A 17,842-nucleotide genomic window follows, 5' to 3' on the forward strand; every position below is an offset into this window, starting at 1 on the left:
TCGTTGCTGCGGGAGTGGAATTCTACTCAACCGCCTTCTCGAGTCAAGCCTTATTTTCAAAGGCTTTTCGAGGTTATCGACTTGGCTTTCTGCGTTGCCGCTTGCCCTGTCGATGGAGGCGCATTATAGGGAGTTGAATCTTTCTGGCAACCCCTCATCGGCAATAAAATTGCAAAAAATGGCACTTTTTTAGTTATTCATATCCAACCACAGCTTTTATACAAACTTATCCACAGAAACCGGTTCCGGATTGCTAGAATGGCCGAAAACAAGGAGGCCAAGATGGACTTGCGACTGAGACCCTACAAGGGAAAACGCCCGCAATTGGGTAAATGAATCGCCCTTGGTTTTCTAGACACTCTGTTGCTGTAAAATAAACTGTGTGAATCGCCCCAGCATATGTAGATCCCTGCGCGACACTGGTGGACGATATCGAGCTGGCCGACGATGCTCAAATGAAGTGAGCAGGTGATGCACCATTTCGCCAGGGTCAAGAACAACTCTTACTTGCTATATAGAAGAAGTTGAATAATGAGAGAAGGCAGTTGAGGCAGTTGAGGCAGTTGAGGCAGTTGAGGCAGTTGAGGCAGTTGAGGCAGTTGAGGCAGTTGAGGCAGTTGAGGCAGTTGAGGCAGTTGAGGCAGTTGAGGCAGTTGAGGCAGTTGAGGCAGTTGAGGCAGTTGAGGCAGTTGAGGCAGTTGAGGCAGTTGAGNTTAAAAGAAAAGCCGGGACAAGCCCGGCTTTTTCTTTATCACTCAGCAGCTGCTTCAGCAGCGGCCGGGCGGTCTACCAGCTCAATGTAAGCCATTGGGGCGTTGTCGCCAGCACGGAAACCGCATTTCAGAATGCGAGTATAACCGCCGGCGCGCTCCAGGTAGCGCGGGCCCAGTTCATTGAACAGCTTAGCCACGATCGCGTTGTCGCGAGTGCGGGCAAATGCCAGACGACGATTAGCAACGCTATCAGTCTTGGCAAGGGTGATCAGCGGTTCAACTACACGACGCAGCTCTTTTGCCTTAGGCAGAGTCGTCTTGATGATCTCATGACGAACCAGGGAGCTGGCCATGTTGCGGAACATTGCCTGACGATGGCTGCTGTTCCGGTTCAGTTGACGACCACTCAAACGATGGCGCATGACCTTATCCTTCTAACTAAATCTGTGAAACCCGTAATCTGGATTACTCGTCAGCGATGCTGGCGGGCGGCCAGTTCTCAAGGCGCATGCCAAGAGACAGACCACGGGAGGCCAACACGTCCTTGATCTCAGTCAGGGACTTCTTACCAAGGTTAGGAGTCTTAAGCAACTCAACCTCAGTACGCTGTACCAGATCACCAATATAGTGGATAGCTTCTGCCTTCAGACAGTTCGCAGAACGAACTGTCAGCTCCAAATCATCGACAGGACGTAGCAGAATCGGATCAAACTCGGGTTTCTCTTCTTTCTTCTCGGGCACGCTGACATCGCGCAGATCCACGAAGGCTTCCAGTTGCTCGGCCAGAATAGTGGCAGAACGACGGATGGCTTCTTCAGGATCCAGGGTACCATTGGTCTCCATGTCGATGACCAGCTTGTCCAAGTCGGTACGCTGTTCCACACGTGCTGCCTCAACATTGTAGGCAATACGAACGATGGGGCTGAACGCGGAGTCCAGCAGCAGGCGACCAATCGGACGCTCTTCGTCATCGTTGTGAACACGAGCAGAAGCAGGCACATAACCACGACCGCGCTGAACTTTCAGGCGCATGCTGATTTCAGCATTGGCACCAGTCAGGTGGCAGATTACGTGCTCCGGGTTTACGATCTCGACTTCATCACCGTGAGTGATATCACCAGCGGTAACGGGGCCTGTTCCAGACTTGGTCAGGGACAGAGTTACCTCGTCCTTGCCTTCCAGCTTCACAGCGATACCTTTCAGGTTGAGCAGGATTTCAAGAATGTCCTCCTGTACACCTTCTTTGCTGCTGTACTCATGCAGTACCCCGTCAATTTCGACTTCAGTAACTGCACAACCGGGCATAGATGACAGCAAAATACGACGCAGGGCGTTGCCCAGCGTGTGACCAAAGCCACGCTCAAGCGGCTCAAGAGTCACTTTCGCATGAGTCGGGCTAACTTGCTCGATGTCAACTAGCCGCGGTTTAAGAAAATCTGTTACAGAACCCAGCATTGTGTCCTCTCTTTAGAAGCTAGCTTTACTTGGAGTAAAGCTCGACGATCAGCTGTTCGTTAATGTCGGCAGACAGGTCGGAACGCTCTGGCAGACGCTTGAAAGCACCTTCCATTTTAGCGGCGTCAACCTCTACCCAAGTCGGCTTCTCACGCTGACCAGCAACTTCCAGGGAAGCTTTGATACGCGCTTGCTTCTTAGCCTTCTCACGAACGCAGATCACGTCCTCAGGGGAAACCTGGAAAGAAGGAATGTTCACAACGCGACCGTTTACCATGATGGCCTTGTGGCTCACCAGCTGACGAGATTCAGCACGGGTAGCGCCGAAGCCCATACGGTAAACAACGTTGTCCAAACGACCTTCCAGCAGCTGCAACAGGTTTTCACCGGTGTTACCCTTTTGACGGGCAGCGTCGCGGTAGTAGTTGCGGAACTGTTTTTCCAATACGCCGTAGATACGACGAACTTTTTGTTTCTCGCGCAGTTGAACACCGTAGTCGGACAGACGCGCTTTACGCGCACCGTGCTGACCAGGGGCGGTGTCAATCTTGCACTTAGAATCAATCGCACGAACACCAGACTTCAGGAAGAGGTCGGTGCCCTCACGACGGCTAAGCTTAAGCTTAGGACCGATATATCTTGCCATCTTCTTTCTCCAACAATCCTAGACCAAGTTGCTACTGCGTTATACGCGGCGCTTCTTGGGAGGACGACAACCGTTGTGCGGGATCGGAGTCACATCAGTAATATTAGTGATGCGGAAACCAGCCGCGTTCAGAGCGCGGATGGAAGACTCACGACCGGGACCCGGACCTTTGACCATGACTTCCAGGTTCTTCACGCCGTATTCTTTGGCGATCTCACCAGCACGCTCTGCAGCTACCTGGGCAGCAAACGGAGTGGACTTACGGGAACCACGGAAACCTGAACCACCAGAGGTAGCCCATGACAGAGCGTTGCCCTGACGGTCAGTAATGGTCACGATTGTGTTGTTGAAAGATGCATGAACGTGCGCAATACCGTCGCTCACTTGCTTTTTAACGCGCTTGCGAGCACGAGTCGGAGTTTTAGCCATTTTCTACCTTCCCGTTACTTCTTGATAGCCTTGCGCGGACCCTTACGGGTACGAGCGTTGGTCTTGGTACGTTGACCACGAACAGGCAGGCTACGACGGTGACGCAAACCACGGTAGCAACCCAGATCCATCAATCGCTTGATGTTCATGGAAATCTGACGACGCAGGTCACCTTCAACGGTGAATTTCCCTACTTGTTCACGCAGACTCTCGATCTGAGCTTCGTCCAGGTCTTTAATTTTCACATTCTCAGCGATACCGGCTGCGGCACAGATGGCCTTGGAGCGGGTACGACCGACGCCATAAATCGCAGTCAAAGCGATGACTGCATGCTTATGGTCAGGAATGTTAATGCCAGCGATACGGGCCACTATTCACTCCTACATATAGTAGATTACGACCACCACAAAGCCCGTGAGCGGATACGTGGCGGTCAACCAATACACAACAAAAGTTGGCTGGCTATATTAGCCAGCACAACTATTTGTTGCAAGTACTAACCGTAAAAAATTAGCCTTGGCGCTGTTTATGCTTTGGCTCGCTGCAAATCACACGCACCACACCGTGACGCTTGATGATTTTGCAGTTACGGCAGATTGCCTTAACGGAAGCACGAACTTTCATTGCTTAACTCCGTAACTACGCCGACCTTTAGCGGCCGTAGCCCTTCAGGTTGGCCTTCCTCAGGACGTCGCCATATTGATGAGACATCATATGGGTTTGTACCTGAGCCATGAAGTCCATGATAACTACCACGATAATCAGCAGCGAAGTGCCACCGAAGTAGAACTGTACGTTCCAGGCAGTCATCAAGAACTGGGGTACCAGACAGATAAAGGTTATATAGAGCGCACCTGCCAATGTCAGGCGAGTCATAACCTTATCGATGTAACGTGCTGTCTGCTCGCCCGGGCGAATCCCCGGGATAAAGGCTCCACTCTTCTTCAAATTATCTGCTGTCTCGCGGGGGTTGAACACCAGCGCGGTATAGAAGAAGCAGAAGAAGATAATGGCTGCTGCATACAGCATCTCGTAAAGCGGTTGACCCGGCTGCAGGACCATAGAGACCTGTTGCAGGATATCAGCTACTTTACCCTCGCCCTGACCAAACCAAGAGGTAATGGTCCCCGGGAAGAGGATGATACTGGATGCGAAAATCGCAGGAATCACACCGGCCATATTCACTTTCAACGGCAGGTGTGTGCTTTGCGCGGCGAATACCTGGCGGCCTTGTTGACGCTTGGCATAGTTAACGACGATACGACGCTGACCACGCTCCACGAACACCACAAAGTAAGTCACTGCGAAAACAATCAAGCCCAGCAACAACAACAGCAGGATGTGCAATTCCCCTTGACGTGCCTGTTCGGCCGTAGCGCCAATGGCATGCGGCAGACCAGCAACGATACCCGTGAAAATAATCAACGAGATACCATTACCAATCCCACGCTCGGTAATCTGTTCACCCAACCACATCAAAAACATGGTACCGGTGACCAGACTTACAACCGCTGTGAAATAGAAGCCTAAACCCGGATGAGTCACGAGTCCATGCATCATATTCGGCAGACCGGTTGCAATACCAATTGCCTGGAAAGTTCCCAAAACCAGCGTGCCCCAACGGGTATATTGGCTAATCTTGCGACGGCCGGATTCACCTTCTTTCTTGAGTTCAGCAAGAGCGGGGTGAACCACAGTCAGCAGCTGGATAATGATCGACGCCGAAATGTACGGCATGATCCCCAACGCAAGAATAGAAGCACGCGAGAGTGCACCACCACTGAACATGTTGAACATCTCAATGATGGTGCCCTTCTGTTGCTGGAACAACTCGGCCAGTACGGCGGCGTCAATACCAGGAATCGGCACATAAGAGCCTGCACGGAAAACGATAATCGCCCCGAGAACGAAGAGCAGACGGCTCTTCAGTTCACTCAGACCACCCTGTGCTTTAACATCCAATCCTGGTTTCTTAGCCATTGTACTGATTATTCCTCGATTTTACCGCCAGCGGCCTCGATGGCTGCACGTGCACCTTTGGTGACGGACAGACCACGAACGGTCACAGCACGGTCAATGTTGCCAGACAGAACAACTTTAGCGAATACGATGTTCTTAGTAACAACACCGGCTTGCTTCAGAGTGCTCAGATCGACCACATCACCTTCCACCATGGCGATTTCGTTCAGACGCACTTCGGCAGAAACCAAAGATTTGCGAGAGAAGAAACCGAACTTCGGCAGACGGATTTTCAAAGGCATCTGGCCGCCTTCGAAACCGTTGCGGACTTTGCCGCCACCGGAACGAGAGGTTTGGCCTTTAACACCACGACCACCAGTCTTGCCCAGGCCGGAGCCGATACCACGGCCACGACGTTGTTTTTCAGGCTTGGAACCAGCGGCCGGAGACAGAGTGTTCAGACGCATGCTTAGCCCTCCACCTTAACCATGTAATAAACCTGGTTGATCATGCCGCGTACGCAAGGAGTATCTTCCAGCTCAACGGTGTGACCAATGCGACGCAGACCCAGACCACGCAGAGTCGCCTTGTGCTTTGGCAGACGGCCGATAGAGCTGCGAGTTTGAGTTACTTTTACAGTGTTAGCCATGTCGCATTACCCCAGAATTTCTTCAACGCGCAGACCACGCTTGGCAGCGATCTGTTCCGGTGATTGACCGTGAACCAGAGCGTCTACAGTTGCGCGAACAACGTTGATTGGGTTGGTGGAACCGTAGGTCTTGGCCAGCACGTTGTGGATACCGGCAACTTCCAGAACAGCACGCATGGCGCCGCCTGCAATGATACCAGTACCTTGAGAGGCCGGCTTCATGAACACGGTGGAGCCAGAGTGAACACCACGCACCGGGTGGTGCAGAGTGCCGTTGTTCAGCTCAACCTTGTTCAGGTTACGCTTAGCCTGTTCCATTGCTTTTTGAATAGCAGCCGGAACTTCACGGGCTTTACCGTAACCGTAACCTACACGGCCGTTACCATCACCCACCACGGTCAACGCGGTGAAGGACATGATACGACCACCTTTAACAGTTTTCGAAACACGGTTTACTGCAATGAGCTTTTCTTGCAGTTCGCCGGCTTGAGATTCGACTTTAGCCATCTTCGACTCCTAGCTTAGAACTGAAGACCAGCGTCACGTGCGGCAGCTGCCAGAGCAGCAATGCGACCGTGATACTTGAAACCGGAACGATCGAAAGATACGTTCTGAACGCCTTTGGCAATAGCACGCTCAGCGATAGCTTTACCTACAGCGGTAGCAGCATCTGCATTACCGGTGTATTTCAGAGCTTCACTGATGGCTTTCTCTACTGTGGAAGCAGAGGCCAGAACTTCGGAACCGTTGGCTGCAATAACCTGCGCATAGATATGACGCGGGGTACGGTGAACAACCAGACGGGTGGCTCCCAGTTCCTGCATCTTTTTCCGAGCACGAGTAGCACGACGGAGACGAGCTGCTTTCTTGTCCATAGTGTTACCTTACTTCTTCTTAGCTTCTTTAGTACGCACTTGCTCGTTGGCATAGCGTACACCCTTGCCCTTGTAGGGCTCCGGAGCGCGGTAAGCACGGATATCGGCGGCGACTTGGCCAACCAGCTGCTTGTCGACGCCACGCAGAACGATTTCTGTAGCAGTCGGGCACTCAGCGGTCACACCAGCCGGCAGCGCATGCTCTACCGGGTGAGAGAAGCCCAGAGCCAGCGCAACAGCATTGCCCTTGATGGAGGCTTTATAACCTACACCAACCAGCTGCAGCTTGCGCTCGAAGCCTTGGGTAACACCGATTACCATGTTGTTGACCAATGCACGGGCAGTACCGGCCTGAGCGTCAGCACCAGCGATGCTGCCGCGCGGGGCGAACTTGAGTACATTGTCTTCTTTGGTCACTTCTACACCGGCGTGAATAGAGCGAACCAGAGAACCTTTACCACCTTTGATGGTCAGTTCCTGGCCGTTCAGAGTCACCTCTACGCCAGCAGGAATAGTGACGGGTGCCTTAGCAACACGAGACATTTCCTACCTCCTATTAAGCGACGTAGCAGATGATCTCACCGCCCATGCTTGCTTTGCGAGCAGCACGGTCAGTCATCACACCTTTAGACGTGGACACGATAGCAACACCGAGACCGCCCATAACTTTCGGCAGATCAGTAGTGCGCTTGTAAATACGCAGGCCTGGACGGCTTACGCGTTGGATCAGTTCTACAACTGGCTTGCCCTGGAAATATTTCAGTTCAATTTCCAGTTCCGGCTTCACGTCACCAGCTACGGAGTAGCCAGCGATGTAACCTTCTTCTTTCAGCACTTTGGCGATAGCCACTTTCAGCTTGGAAGAAGGCATGGAAACCGCAACTTTGCTCGCCGCCTGACCGTTACGGATGCGGGTCAGCATATCCGCGATCGGATCTTGCATGCTCATAAGTCTAACTCCCGAGATTCGTTACCAAGAAGCCTTCTTCAGGCCCGGAATTTCGCCCTTCATGGCATGCTCACGCACCTTGATGCGAGACAGGCCAAACTTGCGCAGGAAACCGTGCGGACGACCAGTAATATTGCAACGGTTACGCTGGCGGGACGGACTGGAATCACGGGGCAGCTGTTGCAGTTGCAGTACAGCATCCCAACGCGCTTCTTCAGAAGCGTTCATGTCAACGATGATAGCTTTCAGCTCGGCACGCTTGGTCGCGTACTTGGCTACCAGCTTGGCACGCTTTGCTTCGCGCGCTTTCATGGATGTTTTAGCCATAACCCTAACCTTACTTGCGGAATGGGAAGTTAAAGGCAGCCAGCAGAGCACGGCCTTCTTCATCGGTATTCGCGGAAGTGGTGATGGTGATATCCAGACCACGGACGCGATCGACTTTGTCATAGTCGATTTCCGGGAAGATGATCTGCTCACGCACGCCCATGGAGTAGTTACCACGACCATCGAACGCTTTAGCGTTCAGGCCACGGAAGTCACGGATACGCGGTACGGAGATGCAGATCAGCCGTTCCAGGAACTCCCACATACGCTCGCCACGCAGGGTTACTTTACAACCTATCGGGTAGCCTTCACGAATCTTGAAGCCCGCAACAGATTTGCGAGCTTTGGTGATCAGCGGCTTCTGACCGGAAATGGCAGCCATATCGGCAGCAGCATTTTCCAGCAATTTCTTGTCAGAGATCGCTTCACCAACACCCATGTTCAGGGTGATTTTCTCGATCCGAGGGACTTGCATGATAGTCTTGTAACCGAACTGCTTTGACAGTTCATTTACTACATCGGATTTGTAGTAATCATGCAGTTTCGCCATCGTTAAACTCCAATTACTTCACAAGTTCGCCGGTGGATTTGAAGAAACGGACTTTTTTGCCGTCTTCAATCCGGAAACCAACGCGGTCAGCTTTGCCAGTGGCAGAGTTGAACAGCGCTACGTTTGATACATCGATGGGGGCTTCTTTGGTGACGATACCGCCAGCCTGACCCAGTGCGGGTACCGGCTTCTGGTGTTTCTTCACCTGGTTGATGCCTTCAACGATTACCTTACCTTTTGCAATCAGGACTTGAGTGACTTTGCCACGCTTGCCCTTGTCTTTGCCGGTAAGTACGATCACTTCGTCTTCGCGACGGATTTTAGCTGCCATCGTTCGACTCCTTACAGTACTTCGGGTGCCAGGGACACAATCTTCATGAACTTCTCATTACGCAGTTCACGGGTCACCGGGCCAAAAATACGAGTACCGATTGGCTGTTGGTTGTTGTTAAGCAACACAGCCGCATTGTTGTCGAAACGGATGACAGAGCCGTCCGGACGACGAACGCCTTTACGGGTGCGTACGACCACCGCGTTATACACATCACCTTTCTTCACTTTACCGCGAGGAATAGCTTCCTTGATGGAAACCTTGATGATGTCGCCGATGCCGGCGTAACGGCGGTGCGAGCCACCCAGAACCTTAATACACATTACACTGCGAGCGCCGGAGTTGTCGGCAACACCCAGCATACTTTGCATCTGGATCATCTTAGTGCTCCGCTTTGTTTACTTCTTATCCCTGATGGGATCTGGCTGCCTTCAAAAGGCGCGAAACTATAACACAGGATTTTCAGAAAAGGTAGCCTAAAAAACAAACGGCCCCTGAAGGGGGCCGTTTGGACTACAAAGTACCGATTAGGCCTTTTCTAAGATCGCAACCAGGGTCCAGGACTTGGTCTTGGACAGCGGGCGGCATTCGCGGATTTCCACGAGATCGCCTGCTTTACACTCGTTGGTCTCGTCATGCACGTGCAGCTTGGTAGTGCGCTTGATGATCTTACCGTAGATCGGGTGCTTTACCTTGCGCTCGATAGCAACAGTGATGGACTTGTCCATCTTGTCGCTGATTACACGACCTTGCAGAGTACGGATCTTGTCAGTCATTACGCACCTGCCTTCTCAGTCAGTACAGTCTTGATACGTGCGACGTCACGACGCACTTGTTTCAGAGTGTGAGTCTGAGCCAGCTGGCCGGTGGACGCTTGCATGCGCATGTTGAATTGCTCACGCAGCAGGCCCAGCAGCTCCTGGTTCAGTTCTTCGACGCTCTTTTGACGCAGATCTTGGGCTTTCATCACATCACCGTCTTAATTACGAAAGTGGTCTGAACAGACAGCTTAGCTGCGGCCAGGGCAAACGCTTCACGCGCCAGAGCCTCAGGTACACCGTCCATCTCGTACAGAACCTTGCCAGGCTGGATCGGGCAAACCCAGTATTCCACGTTACCCTTACCTTTACCCATACGAACTTCGAGGGGCTTTTCAGTGATGGGCTTGTCCGGGAACACACGGATCCAGATCTTACCTTGACGCTTAACGTGACGGGTCATGGCACGACGGGCTGCTTCGATTTGACGAGCAGTCAGTTGACCACGGGATGTCGCCTTCAGGCCAAAGGTACCGAAGGATACTTCGTTACCAGAGGTGGCCAGACCGCGGTTACGACCCTTGTGGGTCTTGCGGAATTTAGTACGCTTAGGTTGCAACATTTACCGAATCTCCTTACTTAGCAGCGCGGCGCTTGTTGTCACGCTTGGGCTTTGCAGGAGCTTGCTCTTGAGCAGCGGCAGCGTTAACAGCAGCCAGACCGCCCAGAACTTCGCCCTTGAAGATCCAAACTTTAACGCCGATCACACCGTAAGTGGTGTGGGCTTCAGAAGTTGCGTAGTCGATGTCGGCACGCAGGGTGTGCAACGGCACACGACCTTCACGGTACCATTCGGTACGCGCGATTTCAGCGCCGCCCAGACGACCGGAAACTTCCACTTTGATGCCCTTGGCACCCAGGCGCATTGCGTTCTGTACGGCGCGCTTCATAGCACGACGGAACATTACACGACGCTCCAGCTGGGAAGTGATGCTGTCGGCAACAAGTTTGCCATCCAGCTCCGGCTTGCGGACTTCGGAAATGTTGATCTGAGCAGGCACGCCAGCAATAGTGGCTACAGCTTTGCGCAGTTTCTCAACGTCTTCGCCTTTCTTACCGATGACAACACCCGGACGAGCGGTGTGAATGGTCACACGGATGCTCTTGGCCGGACGCTCAATGGTGATCTTGGACAAGGACGCGTTTTTCAGTTCCTTGGTCAGGAACTGGCGTACTTGAAAATCGCTGTACAGGTTGTCAGCGAAGTCTTTGGTGTTCGCGAACCAGGTAGAATTCCAAGGCTTGGTAATACCCAGGCGAATGCCATTAGGATGTACTTTCTGACCCATTGCTTATCTCCCAGCCTTAGCGTCGGATACCACTACAGTGATGTGAGCGGTACGCTTGAGGATACGATCCGCACGACCTTTGGCACGCGGACGGATGCGCTTCATGGAGGGACCTTCGTCGACCATGATAGTAGCAACACGCAGCGCATCGATATCGGCGCCTTCGTTGTGCTCAGCGTTTGCAATGGCAGATTCCAGCACTTTCTTAACCAGCACAGCAGCCTTTTTCGGGCTGAAGGTCAGGATATTCAGAGCCTTGTCTACGGACAGACCACGTACTTGATCGGCTACCAGACGAGCTTTCTGGGCAGAAGTACGGGCATAACGGTGTTTAGCGATAGCTTCCATCATTTATCCCTTAGCGCTTCTTAGCCTTCTTATCAGCAGCATGGCCGCGATAAGTACGAGTCGGTGCGAATTCACCCAGTTTGTGACCGATCATTTCTTCGGTAACGAAAACCGGAACGTGCTGACGACCATTATGGACAGCGATGGTCAAACCGATCATGTTCGGGATGATCATTGAACGACGGGACCAGGTCTTAACCGGCTTTTTATCCCCGCTTTCCACCGCTTTCTCTACCTTCTTCAGCAAGTGCAGGTCAATAAATGGACCCTTCTTGAGAGAACGTGGCATGGTGATTCCTCTATGTTAACAATTACTTGTTACGACGACGTACGATGTACTTGTCGGTACGCTTGTTCTTACGGGTCTTGAAGCCTTTAGCCTTCTGGCCCCATGGGGACACAGGCTGCATGCCTTTGTTACGACCCTCACCACCACCGTGCGGGTGATCAACCGGGTTCATCGCCATACCGCGAACGGTCGGACGAATACCACGCCAGCGGTTTGCACCGGCTTTACCCAGTTGACGCAACATGTGCTCGGAGTTACCGACTTCACCGATGGTAGCGCGGCACTCGGCCAGAACTTTACGTACTTCGCCGGAACGCAGACGCAGAGTTACATAGTTACCTTCACGAGCCAGGATCTGGATGAAAGTACCAGCGGAACGAGCCAGCTGGGCACCTTTACCAGGCTTCATCTCTACAGCGTGAACGGTAGAACCAACCGGGATGTTGCGCATCGGCAGGGCGTTACCTACCTTGATGGCTGCATCAGCACCAGAAGCGATTGCGTCACCAGCTTTCAGGCCTTTCGGAGCCAGGATGTAACGACGCTCACCGTCTGCATACAACACCAGAGCGATGTTAGCGGTACGGTTAGGATCGTATTCCAGGCGCTCTACTTTAGCCGGGATACCGTCTTTGTCGCGTTTGAAGTCGACGATACGGTAGTGCTGCTTGTGACCACCACCGATATGACGGGTAGTGATACGGCCGTTGTTGTTACGACCACCGGACTTGCTTTTGCTGTCCAGCAGAGCGGCAAAGGGCTTACCCTTGTACAGCTCTTGATTGACGATCTTGACGACGTGACGGCGGCCCGGAGAAGTAGGCTTGCACTTAACGATTGCCATTTTTGAGAACTCCTCTTACTCGGCTGCGCCCATGAAGTCGATGTCCTGACCAGCTTTCAGGGTCACATAAGCCTTTTTCCAATCGGAACGACGGCCTACACGCGCACCTGAGCGCTTGGTCTTACCCTTCATGTTCAGGGTACGGACGGTCTCAACTTCGACCTCGAACAGTTTCGCAACTGCAGCTTTGACTTCCGCCTTGGTGGCATCAACAGCAACTTTGAACACGATAGTGTTCTGCTTTTCTGCGACCATGGTGCTCTTTTCAGAGATGTGCGGAGCCTTCAGAACTTTCAACAGACGTTCTTCGCGGATCATGCCAGCATCTCCTCGATTTGCTTAACTGCGTCAGCAGTCATCAGAATCTTGTCGAAGGCGATCAGGCTGACCGGGTCGATACCGGCAACATCACGCACGTCGACCTTGTACAGGTTGCGAGCAGCCAGGAACAGGTTCTCATCGACTTCAGCAGTCACGATCAGAACGTCAGTCAGTTCCATCTCTTTCAGCTTGGCGATCAGTTCTTTGGTCTTCGGCGCTTCGATGCCGAATTTCTCGACAACGATCAGGCGCTCTTGACGTACCAGCTCGGACAGAATGCTACGGATAGCGCCGCGGTACATCTTCTTGTTTACTTTCTGGCTGTGATCTTGCGGCTTAGCAGCAAAAGTCACACCACCGGAACGCCAGATGGGCGAACGGATGGAGCCAGCACGGGCACGACCAGTACCCTTCTGACGCCACGGCTTTTTGCCGCCACCAGACACTTCAGAGCGAGTCAGCTGCGCACGAGTACCCTGACGGGCACCAGCGGCATATGCAACGACGACCTGGTGAACCAGAGCTTCGTTGAATTCGCGCCCGAAGGTAGTCTCGGAAACTTCAAGAGCGCTCTTGGCGTCTTTCATTACCAATTCCATTACTATCTCCTCAGACGTTACGCTTTGACGGCAGGTTTGACGATCACGTTGCCGTTGGTTGCACCCGGTACTGCGCCTTTGATGAGCAGCAGGTTGCGTTCAGCGTCAACACGAACCAGTTCCAGGTTCTGAGTCGTTACACGCTCAGCACCCATGTGACCAGCCATCTTTTTGCCCTTGAATACACGACCCGGAGTCTGGTTCTGACCGATAGAACCCGGAACGCGGTGAGACAAGGAGTTACCGTGGGTCATATCCTGGGTGCGGAAGTTGTGGCGCTTAACAGTACCAGCAAAGCCTTTACCTTTGGATGTGCCAGTAACGTCTACCAGCTTAACGTCAGCGAGAAGATCTACTTTCAGCTCGCTACCAACAGTGAAAGTTTCACCGTTGTTCAGGCGGAATTCCCACAGACCGCGACCGGCTTCTACACCAGCTTTGGCGAAGTGGCCAGCTTCCGGCTTGGTCACACGGCTGGCTTTTTTGGCGCCAGTGGTAACCTGAATAGCGTTGTAGCCGTCGGTTTCTACAGATTTGACCTGAGTTACACGGTTAGCTTCAACTTCGATAACAGTCACCGGGATAGAAACGCCATCTTCAGTGAAGATGCGAGTCATACCCACTTTGCGACCTACAAGACCGATTGTCATTGTTATCAACCTCTTTCCGTAATTAACCCAGGCTGATCTGGACGTCTACACCAGCTGCCAGATCCAGACGCATCAGGGCGTCTACGGTCTTGTCAGTCGGCTCAACGATGTCTACCAGACGCTTGTGAGTGCGGATCTCGTACTGATCACGCGCATCTTTGTTGACGTGCGGGGAGATCAGGACGGTGAAGCGCTCTTTGCGAGTCGGCAGCGGAATAGGACCGCGAACCTGCGCGCCAGTGCGCTTTGCAGTTTCAACGATTTCCGCAGTGGATTGATCAATCAGGCGATGATCAAAAGCCTTCAGGCGGATACGGATTCTTTGGTTCTGCATTGACAGAGCTCCAATAGATAAAAGAACATAAATCAACACCGCCCGACCGAGATTTCTCCCGCCAGAGGTGTGATTTTTCACGTTTCCTCCCATATCGGGAGGACTGTATGGCTGGTCTCTGCAAGCAGTAAACTCAGCAGCAGACATATCGTCTGGCTTACCTCATGGGTAAGCGGAGGGGATTATACGGATTTTTTCAATTTGCGCAAGAGAGGGCGAACAGATTGTGCACAATTTTCTGTGACAGATGGATCTCTGTCACCGTCCCCGAAAAGGCACATCCATGACAGGAATCACCTCAAGGAATGTCCGGCGTCACGACAAGCTCGTTAATGGGCTGATAGACTGCCGCTTTCTTCCGTTCATGACACGACAGCAATGATCAAAGATCAAAAGAAAGCCTACCAGTACGCACTCTGCGCCGTGGCGCTCTGGTCCACGGTGGCAACGGCCTTCAAGATTTCCCTCACCTATTTTGCGCCGGTGCAACTGCTGCTGGTTGCGGCGCTAACCTCGACCCTGCTGCTGGGCACCATAGTGCTCAAGCAGGGCAAACTGCCGCTGCTCTGCAGCTATCTGCGCAGCCGCCCGCTCTATTACCTGATGCTGGGGGTGATGAATCCCTTCCTTTATTACCTGCTGCTGTTCAAAGCCTATGATCTGCTGCCGGCCCAGCAGGCACAGACCCTCAGCTACACCTGGGCCATCACCCTCACGCTGCTCTCGGTGCCATTCCTCGGCCAGACCCTGCGCCGCCGCGACGGAGTGGCTATCGTGCTCGGTTATTTCGGGGCGCTGGTCATTGCCACCAAGGGGGATGTCTTCGGACTGCACTTTGACAATCCCCTGGGGGTGGCACTGGTGCTGCTCTCGACCCTGATCTGGGCCAGCTACTGGATCCTCAATACCCGCAATCAGGGGGACCCCGTCGTCAGCCTGCTGCTTGGTTTCATTATCAGCCTCCCCTTCATCGTGCTCGCCACCTGGCTGCTGGCCGACTTCCAGCTGACCGCCTGGCAAGGCTGGCTGGGCGCCATTTATGTCGGGATCATCGAGATGGGATTTGGCTTCGTGCTCTGGCTGATGGCGATGCGCCATGCCACCAACACTGCGCCCATCAGCAACCTTATCTTCATCTCGCCATTTGCCTCGCTGGTGCTGCTCAACCTGCTGGTTGGCGAGGCGATCCACCCAGCCACCCCCATCGGGCTGGGATTGATCGTGGCGGCCCTGCTGATCCAGCAGCTGAGATATGGCAAGCGCTATCGCAAGGCGGCCACCACCACTCCAGAGAAAGTGGTCTGATCATGCAAAAGGGCGTATCCACCGATACGCCCTTCTTTCAATCCATCCATTCCTGCGGCTGATGTTTCGGCAATCGCACCTCAACCAGCAAACCGCCGAACTCCGAACTCCCCAACCGGATAGTGCCGTGGTGCTGGGCGACTATCTTGGCCACAATCGCCAGACCAAGACCGCTACCACCGACGGTGCGTGCCACATTGCCCTGGGTGAAGGGCTTGAGTACCCGTGCATAATCCTGCTCGGGAATACCGGGGCCATCATCTGACAGGCGCAAGCGCACCCAGTGACCATCGTCCTTCAATTCGGCATGCAGCCTGCTCGCCCCATAACGCAGCGAGTTGCTTGAGAGGTTGTTCAACACCCGTCGCATGCTGACCGGATTGCAGGCCACCCGCACCGCATCCTGCGGCAGCGCCAGTTCCACCTCCAACCCCTGCTCCGAGTAGATCAGCAAGGTATCGTGCACCAGCTGGGTCAGGTCGATCGGCATCAGGTCCTGCCCCTCATCCGGGCGGATATAGTCAATAAACTGATCGATGATGGCATTGGACTCATCAATATCGGAATTGATGCTCTCCTTGAGGTACTCGTCACCGGACGACATCATCTCGGTGGCCAACCGGATGCGAGTCAGCGGGGTGCGCAGATCGTGGGAAACCCCCGCCATCATCAGGTTACGCTCCTCGATCAGGCTCTTGATGGAGTGCGACATGTGGTTGAAGGTGCGGGTCAGCCGCCGCACTTCCCGTGATCCCAACTCCCCCAGCGCCTCGGGGAAATGCCCCTTGGCCACGGCCACCGCGCCAGCCTCGAGATCCTCGAGCGGGCGCACCAGCTGGCGGGCAAAGCGCCAGGCCGCAAACAGGGTGATCACCAGCAACACGCTCAGATAGATGATGAGGGGTTCGATATCGTCATCTTCAATCTCGGTCAGCGGGATCCGCACCCAGATTTTGCTGGCCTGCGGCGGCTGGATCCAGATGATGTAGTGATCCTGGATCTCGACCCGCACCTTGGCCGGGCCACCCAGTTCGCGGCTGATGTTCTCCTCCAGATAGGGGTATGGCTTGGCATCGTTGAAGCCATGCTGCACCGCCTCGCTCTGGGTATAGATGTCGGTGCCGGTCGTCACATAGACCAGCGCCTCGGCATCTTCACTCAGCGCCAGCTGCTCGGTATTGACCGGAAAGATCAGTTTGACCTGATTGGCCAGCAAGTGACTGATCTGCTTGACGGTGGGCGCCAGCAGATAGTTGTAGAAGGTGACGTAGGAGACCGCTTGATAGACCACCAGAACGGCGGCCAGAAACCAGAGCATGCGCGAGAACATGCTGCCGACCTTTTTCATGCACCGTCACCATCTGGCACGAACACATACCCCAGACCCCAGACGGTCTGCAGATAGCGGGGCTGGGCCGGATCCTGCTCCAGCAGGCGGCGCAGGCGAGAGACCTGCACGTCGATGCTACGCTCGGTGGCGGTGTATTCGCGGCCACGGGCCAAATTCATCAGCTTGTCGCGGGAGAGCGGCTCGCGCGGATGGCTGACCAGCACCTTGAGCACCGCAAATTCACCGCTGGTGAGCGCCATCGGCTCACCATCCCGGTTCAGCTCGCGGGTCGCCAGATTGAGCTGGAAGGCCCCGAAGTTGACCACCTTCTCTGCGGCAGAGGGGGCCCCCGGCAACTCGACGGTATGGCGGCGTAACACGGCACGGATCCGTGCCAGCAATTCGCGGGGATTGAACGGCTTGGGCAGATAGTCATCAGCCCCCATCTCGAGCCCGACGATGCGATCCACTTCATCCCCCTTGGCGGTGAGCATCAGCACCGGGATCTGGTTGCCCGCTTCCCGCAGACGACGGCAGATGGAGAGCCCATCCTCCCCCGGCAACATCAGGTCGAGCACCATCAGGCTGAAGTTTTCACGAGTCAGCAAGCGATCGGCCTGTTCGCCATTGGCCACGCCGCGCACCACGAATCCCTGCTCGGTGAGATAGCGCTCCAACAGGGAACGTAATTTCAGATCATCGTCCACGACCAGGACCTTATATTGCTGCTGACTCATTGCTTTGCCTCTTATTCTTTAGCTGCCCCCAATACTAGGGGGGGATATCACGGGAGCAAAGCATAAATATGTTACCGGTTATTACCCATCCCGAG

Annotated in this window: 32 protein-coding genes and 1 pseudogene; 3 read left to right on the plus strand and 30 right to left on the minus strand. The window is 53.9% G+C overall.

Going from position 1 to position 17,842, the window contains the following annotated elements; genetic code table 11:
* Both BSP75_RS21925 and BSP75_RS22000 read left to right on the plus strand, forming a co-directional pair.
* A partial coding sequence (locus BSP75_RS21925) for a hypothetical protein (RefSeq protein ID WP_216219178.1) occupies nt 1-193 on the plus strand: 193 nt, incomplete at its 5' end.
* Between the two features lie 65 nt (nt 194-258).
* Nucleotides 259-458, plus strand: a pseudogene (locus tag BSP75_RS22000) (hypothetical protein); the annotation flags it as partial.
* 293 nt (nt 459-751) lie between these two features.
* On the opposite strand, the gene rplQ reads toward BSP75_RS22000, so the two are convergent.
* From rplQ to rpsJ, 28 genes are all read right to left on the minus strand, one after another.
* The gene (gene rplQ, locus BSP75_RS14820; protein ID WP_005307999.1) at nt 752-1,135 is read right to left on the minus strand and encodes a 50S ribosomal protein L17; all 384 of its coding nucleotides are present in this window, start codon (nt 1,133-1,135) and stop codon (nt 752-754) included.
* A 43-nt stretch (nt 1,136-1,178) separates the two neighbouring features.
* Nucleotides 1,179-2,168 carry a DNA-directed RNA polymerase subunit alpha gene (gene rpoA, locus BSP75_RS14825; RefSeq protein ID WP_005307997.1) on the minus strand — a complete coding sequence of 330 codons (990 nt, stop codon included), beginning with the start codon at nt 2,166-2,168 and terminating at the stop codon, nt 1,179-1,181.
* A 25-nt stretch (nt 2,169-2,193) separates the two neighbouring features.
* Nucleotides 2,194-2,814 carry a 30S ribosomal protein S4 gene (rpsD, locus tag BSP75_RS14830; protein WP_005340600.1) on the minus strand — a complete coding sequence of 207 codons (621 nt, stop codon included), beginning with the start codon at nt 2,812-2,814 and terminating at the stop codon, nt 2,194-2,196.
* Nucleotides 2,815-2,853: 39 nt separating this feature from the next.
* Nucleotides 2,854-3,243 carry a 30S ribosomal protein S11 gene (gene rpsK, locus BSP75_RS14835; RefSeq protein WP_005319702.1) on the minus strand — a complete coding sequence of 130 codons (390 nt, stop codon included), beginning with the start codon at nt 3,241-3,243 and terminating at the stop codon, nt 2,854-2,856.
* Between the two features lie 14 nt (nt 3,244-3,257).
* Nucleotides 3,258-3,614, minus strand: coding sequence for a 30S ribosomal protein S13 (gene rpsM / locus BSP75_RS14840; RefSeq protein WP_005307991.1), 357 nt, complete (start codon nt 3,612-3,614; stop codon nt 3,258-3,260).
* A 139-nt stretch (nt 3,615-3,753) separates the two neighbouring features.
* Nucleotides 3,754-3,867, minus strand: a complete 114-nt coding sequence (gene rpmJ / locus BSP75_RS14845) for a 50S ribosomal protein L36 (protein ID WP_005319705.1) — start codon at nt 3,865-3,867, stop codon at nt 3,754-3,756.
* A gap of 27 nt (nt 3,868-3,894) precedes the next feature.
* Complete coding sequence (gene secY / locus BSP75_RS14850; RefSeq protein ID WP_042059159.1) at nt 3,895-5,223, minus strand: preprotein translocase subunit SecY; 1,329 nt, start codon at nt 5,221-5,223, stop codon at nt 3,895-3,897.
* An 8-nt stretch (nt 5,224-5,231) separates the two neighbouring features.
* Nucleotides 5,232-5,669 carry a 50S ribosomal protein L15 gene (gene rplO, locus BSP75_RS14855; protein WP_033138839.1) on the minus strand — a complete coding sequence of 146 codons (438 nt, stop codon included), beginning with the start codon at nt 5,667-5,669 and terminating at the stop codon, nt 5,232-5,234.
* 2 nt (nt 5,670-5,671) lie between these two features.
* On the minus strand, nt 5,672-5,851 hold the full coding sequence (rpmD, locus tag BSP75_RS14860) for a 50S ribosomal protein L30 (RefSeq protein WP_005307985.1): 180 nt from the start codon (nt 5,849-5,851) through the stop codon (nt 5,672-5,674).
* A 6-nt stretch (nt 5,852-5,857) separates the two neighbouring features.
* Complete coding sequence (gene rpsE, locus BSP75_RS14865) at nt 5,858-6,358, minus strand: 30S ribosomal protein S5 (protein WP_005340605.1); 501 nt, start codon at nt 6,356-6,358, stop codon at nt 5,858-5,860.
* A 14-nt stretch (nt 6,359-6,372) separates the two neighbouring features.
* Nucleotides 6,373-6,726, minus strand: coding sequence for a 50S ribosomal protein L18 (gene rplR / locus BSP75_RS14870; protein ID WP_005340606.1), 354 nt, complete (start codon nt 6,724-6,726; stop codon nt 6,373-6,375).
* Between the two features lie 9 nt (nt 6,727-6,735).
* Nucleotides 6,736-7,269, minus strand: a complete 534-nt coding sequence (gene rplF / locus BSP75_RS14875) for a 50S ribosomal protein L6 (RefSeq protein ID WP_005340607.1) — start codon at nt 7,267-7,269, stop codon at nt 6,736-6,738.
* Nucleotides 7,270-7,282: 13 nt separating this feature from the next.
* On the minus strand, nt 7,283-7,675 hold the full coding sequence (gene rpsH / locus BSP75_RS14880) for a 30S ribosomal protein S8 (protein WP_005307980.1): 393 nt from the start codon (nt 7,673-7,675) through the stop codon (nt 7,283-7,285).
* Between the two features lie 21 nt (nt 7,676-7,696).
* Entirely contained in the window at nt 7,697-8,002 is a 306-nt protein-coding gene (gene rpsN, locus BSP75_RS14885; protein ID WP_005340609.1) for a 30S ribosomal protein S14, read from the minus strand.
* Nucleotides 8,003-8,012: 10 nt separating this feature from the next.
* Nucleotides 8,013-8,552 (minus strand): 50S ribosomal protein L5, encoded by a 540-nt coding sequence (gene rplE, locus BSP75_RS14890; protein ID WP_005331162.1) that lies wholly within the window; start codon nt 8,550-8,552, stop codon nt 8,013-8,015.
* Between the two features lie 13 nt (nt 8,553-8,565).
* Nucleotides 8,566-8,883 (minus strand): 50S ribosomal protein L24, encoded by a 318-nt coding sequence (rplX, locus tag BSP75_RS14895; RefSeq protein ID WP_005307977.1) that lies wholly within the window; start codon nt 8,881-8,883, stop codon nt 8,566-8,568.
* Between the two features lie 11 nt (nt 8,884-8,894).
* Entirely contained in the window at nt 8,895-9,263 is a 369-nt protein-coding gene (gene rplN, locus BSP75_RS14900; RefSeq protein WP_005307975.1) for a 50S ribosomal protein L14, read from the minus strand.
* A 147-nt stretch (nt 9,264-9,410) separates the two neighbouring features.
* Entirely contained in the window at nt 9,411-9,659 is a 249-nt protein-coding gene (gene rpsQ, locus BSP75_RS14905; RefSeq protein ID WP_033138836.1) for a 30S ribosomal protein S17, read from the minus strand.
* On the minus strand, nt 9,659-9,850 hold the full coding sequence (gene rpmC / locus BSP75_RS14910) for a 50S ribosomal protein L29 (protein WP_005307965.1): 192 nt from the start codon (nt 9,848-9,850) through the stop codon (nt 9,659-9,661). Before rpmC ends, rpsQ begins: the two co-directional genes overlap by 1 nt.
* The gene (gene rplP / locus BSP75_RS14915) at nt 9,850-10,263 is read right to left on the minus strand and encodes a 50S ribosomal protein L16 (RefSeq protein ID WP_005340612.1); all 414 of its coding nucleotides are present in this window, start codon (nt 10,261-10,263) and stop codon (nt 9,850-9,852) included. The genes rpmC and rplP overlap by 1 nt, the downstream gene beginning before the upstream one ends.
* Nucleotides 10,264-10,276: 13 nt before the next feature.
* On the minus strand, nt 10,277-10,990 hold the full coding sequence (gene rpsC / locus BSP75_RS14920) for a 30S ribosomal protein S3 (RefSeq protein ID WP_005307962.1): 714 nt from the start codon (nt 10,988-10,990) through the stop codon (nt 10,277-10,279).
* 3 nt (nt 10,991-10,993) lie between these two features.
* Entirely contained in the window at nt 10,994-11,338 is a 345-nt protein-coding gene (gene rplV, locus BSP75_RS14925; protein ID WP_005319741.1) for a 50S ribosomal protein L22, read from the minus strand.
* A gap of 10 nt (nt 11,339-11,348) precedes the next feature.
* Entirely contained in the window at nt 11,349-11,627 is a 279-nt protein-coding gene (rpsS, locus tag BSP75_RS14930) for a 30S ribosomal protein S19 (RefSeq protein ID WP_005307960.1), read from the minus strand.
* Nucleotides 11,628-11,649: 22 nt separating this feature from the next.
* On the minus strand, nt 11,650-12,471 hold the full coding sequence (rplB, locus tag BSP75_RS14935; protein WP_005340614.1) for a 50S ribosomal protein L2: 822 nt from the start codon (nt 12,469-12,471) through the stop codon (nt 11,650-11,652).
* A gap of 15 nt (nt 12,472-12,486) precedes the next feature.
* Nucleotides 12,487-12,786 carry a 50S ribosomal protein L23 gene (gene rplW, locus BSP75_RS14940; protein ID WP_343213389.1) on the minus strand — a complete coding sequence of 100 codons (300 nt, stop codon included), beginning with the start codon at nt 12,784-12,786 and terminating at the stop codon, nt 12,487-12,489.
* Nucleotides 12,786-13,391, minus strand: coding sequence for a 50S ribosomal protein L4 (rplD, locus tag BSP75_RS14945; RefSeq protein WP_025325386.1), 606 nt, complete (start codon nt 13,389-13,391; stop codon nt 12,786-12,788). The genes rplW and rplD overlap by 1 nt, the downstream gene beginning before the upstream one ends.
* Before the next feature lie 17 nt (nt 13,392-13,408).
* Complete coding sequence (gene rplC / locus BSP75_RS14950) at nt 13,409-14,041, minus strand: 50S ribosomal protein L3 (RefSeq protein ID WP_005340620.1); 633 nt, start codon at nt 14,039-14,041, stop codon at nt 13,409-13,411.
* A gap of 22 nt (nt 14,042-14,063) precedes the next feature.
* Nucleotides 14,064-14,375: a 30S ribosomal protein S10 gene (gene rpsJ, locus BSP75_RS14955; protein ID WP_005307944.1), complete on the minus strand. Its 312-nt coding sequence runs from the start codon at nt 14,373-14,375 to the stop codon at nt 14,064-14,066.
* A 378-nt stretch (nt 14,376-14,753) separates the two neighbouring features.
* Here rpsJ and BSP75_RS14960 point away from each other — a divergent pair, with 378 nt between their 5' ends.
* A complete protein-coding gene (locus BSP75_RS14960) occupies nt 14,754-15,680 on the plus strand; it encodes a DMT family transporter (protein WP_075113710.1) in 927 nt (308 codons plus the stop codon).
* A 37-nt stretch (nt 15,681-15,717) separates the two neighbouring features.
* On the opposite strand, the gene envZ is transcribed toward BSP75_RS14960, so the two are convergent.
* Nucleotides 15,718-17,028: a two-component system sensor histidine kinase EnvZ gene (envZ, locus tag BSP75_RS14965; protein ID WP_075113711.1), complete on the minus strand. Its 1,311-nt coding sequence runs from the start codon at nt 17,026-17,028 to the stop codon at nt 15,718-15,720.
* Nucleotides 17,025-17,747 (minus strand): two-component system response regulator OmpR, encoded by a 723-nt coding sequence (ompR, locus tag BSP75_RS14970; RefSeq protein WP_042059170.1) that lies wholly within the window; start codon nt 17,745-17,747, stop codon nt 17,025-17,027. The genes envZ and ompR overlap by 4 nt, the downstream gene beginning before the upstream one ends.
* Nucleotides 17,748-17,842: the final 95 nt, after the last annotated feature.

Source organism: Aeromonas sp. YN13HZO-058 (assembly GCF_001921245.1).
GTDB lineage: Bacteria > Pseudomonadota > Gammaproteobacteria > Enterobacterales > Aeromonadaceae > Aeromonas > Aeromonas allosaccharophila.

Bases quoted from the DNA above. Each gene is read 5' to 3' on its own strand.
- rplV (WP_005319741.1), bottom strand. From the start codon at position 11,338: ATGGAAGCTATCGCTAAACACCGTTATGCCCGTACTTCTGCCCAGAAA.
- rpoA (WP_005307997.1), bottom strand. From the start codon at position 2,168: ATGCTGGGTTCTGTAACAGATTTTCTTAAACCGCGGCTAGTTGACATC.
- rpsE (WP_005340605.1), bottom strand. From the start codon at position 6,358: ATGGCTAAAGTCGAATCTCAAGCCGGCGAACTGCAAGAAAAGCTCATT.
- rpsQ (WP_033138836.1), bottom strand. From the start codon at position 9,659: ATGACTGACAAGATCCGTACTCTGCAAGGTCGTGTAATCAGCGACAAG.
- rpmD (WP_005307985.1), bottom strand. From the start codon at position 5,851: ATGGCTAACACTGTAAAAGTAACTCAAACTCGCAGCTCTATCGGCCGT.
- rpsS (WP_005307960.1), bottom strand. From the start codon at position 11,627: ATGCCACGTTCTCTCAAGAAGGGTCCATTTATTGACCTGCACTTGCTG.
- BSP75_RS14960 (WP_075113710.1), top strand. From the start codon at position 14,754: ATGATCAAAGATCAAAAGAAAGCCTACCAGTACGCACTCTGCGCCGTG.
- rplN (WP_005307975.1), bottom strand. From the start codon at position 9,263: ATGATCCAGATGCAAAGTATGCTGGGTGTTGCCGACAACTCCGGCGCT.
- rplC (WP_005340620.1), bottom strand. From the start codon at position 14,041: ATGACAATCGGTCTTGTAGGTCGCAAAGTGGGTATGACTCGCATCTTC.
- rpsJ (WP_005307944.1), bottom strand. From the start codon at position 14,375: ATGCAGAACCAAAGAATCCGTATCCGCCTGAAGGCTTTTGATCATCGC.
- rpsC (WP_005307962.1), bottom strand. From the start codon at position 10,990: ATGGGTCAGAAAGTACATCCTAATGGCATTCGCCTGGGTATTACCAAG.
- rplE (WP_005331162.1), bottom strand. From the start codon at position 8,552: ATGGCGAAACTGCATGATTACTACAAATCCGATGTAGTAAATGAACTG.
- rpsN (WP_005340609.1), bottom strand. From the start codon at position 8,002: ATGGCTAAAACATCCATGAAAGCGCGCGAAGCAAAGCGTGCCAAGCTG.
- rpmC (WP_005307965.1), bottom strand. From the start codon at position 9,850: ATGAAAGCCCAAGATCTGCGTCAAAAGAGCGTCGAAGAACTGAACCAG.
- rplQ (WP_005307999.1), bottom strand. From the start codon at position 1,135: ATGCGCCATCGTTTGAGTGGTCGTCAACTGAACCGGAACAGCAGCCAT.
- rplD (WP_025325386.1), bottom strand. From the start codon at position 13,391: ATGGAATTGGTAATGAAAGACGCCAAGAGCGCTCTTGAAGTTTCCGAG.
- rplR (WP_005340606.1), bottom strand. From the start codon at position 6,726: ATGGACAAGAAAGCAGCTCGTCTCCGTCGTGCTACTCGTGCTCGGAAA.
- rplO (WP_033138839.1), bottom strand. From the start codon at position 5,669: ATGCGTCTGAACACTCTGTCTCCGGCCGCTGGTTCCAAGCCTGAAAAA.
- rpmJ (WP_005319705.1), bottom strand. From the start codon at position 3,867: ATGAAAGTTCGTGCTTCCGTTAAGGCAATCTGCCGTAACTGCAAAATC.
- secY (WP_042059159.1), bottom strand. From the start codon at position 5,223: ATGGCTAAGAAACCAGGATTGGATGTTAAAGCACAGGGTGGTCTGAGT.
- rplB (WP_005340614.1), bottom strand. From the start codon at position 12,471: ATGGCAATCGTTAAGTGCAAGCCTACTTCTCCGGGCCGCCGTCACGTC.
- envZ (WP_075113711.1), bottom strand. From the start codon at position 17,028: ATGAAAAAGGTCGGCAGCATGTTCTCGCGCATGCTCTGGTTTCTGGCC.
- rplX (WP_005307977.1), bottom strand. From the start codon at position 8,883: ATGGCAGCTAAAATCCGTCGCGAAGACGAAGTGATCGTACTTACCGGC.
- rplP (WP_005340612.1), bottom strand. From the start codon at position 10,263: ATGTTGCAACCTAAGCGTACTAAATTCCGCAAGACCCACAAGGGTCGT.
- rplF (WP_005340607.1), bottom strand. From the start codon at position 7,269: ATGTCTCGTGTTGCTAAGGCACCCGTCACTATTCCTGCTGGCGTAGAG.
- rpsD (WP_005340600.1), bottom strand. From the start codon at position 2,814: ATGGCAAGATATATCGGTCCTAAGCTTAAGCTTAGCCGTCGTGAGGGC.
- ompR (WP_042059170.1), bottom strand. From the start codon at position 17,747: ATGAGTCAGCAGCAATATAAGGTCCTGGTCGTGGACGATGATCTGAAA.
- rpsK (WP_005319702.1), bottom strand. From the start codon at position 3,243: ATGGCTAAAACTCCGACTCGTGCTCGCAAGCGCGTTAAAAAGCAAGTG.
- rpsH (WP_005307980.1), bottom strand. From the start codon at position 7,675: ATGAGCATGCAAGATCCGATCGCGGATATGCTGACCCGCATCCGTAAC.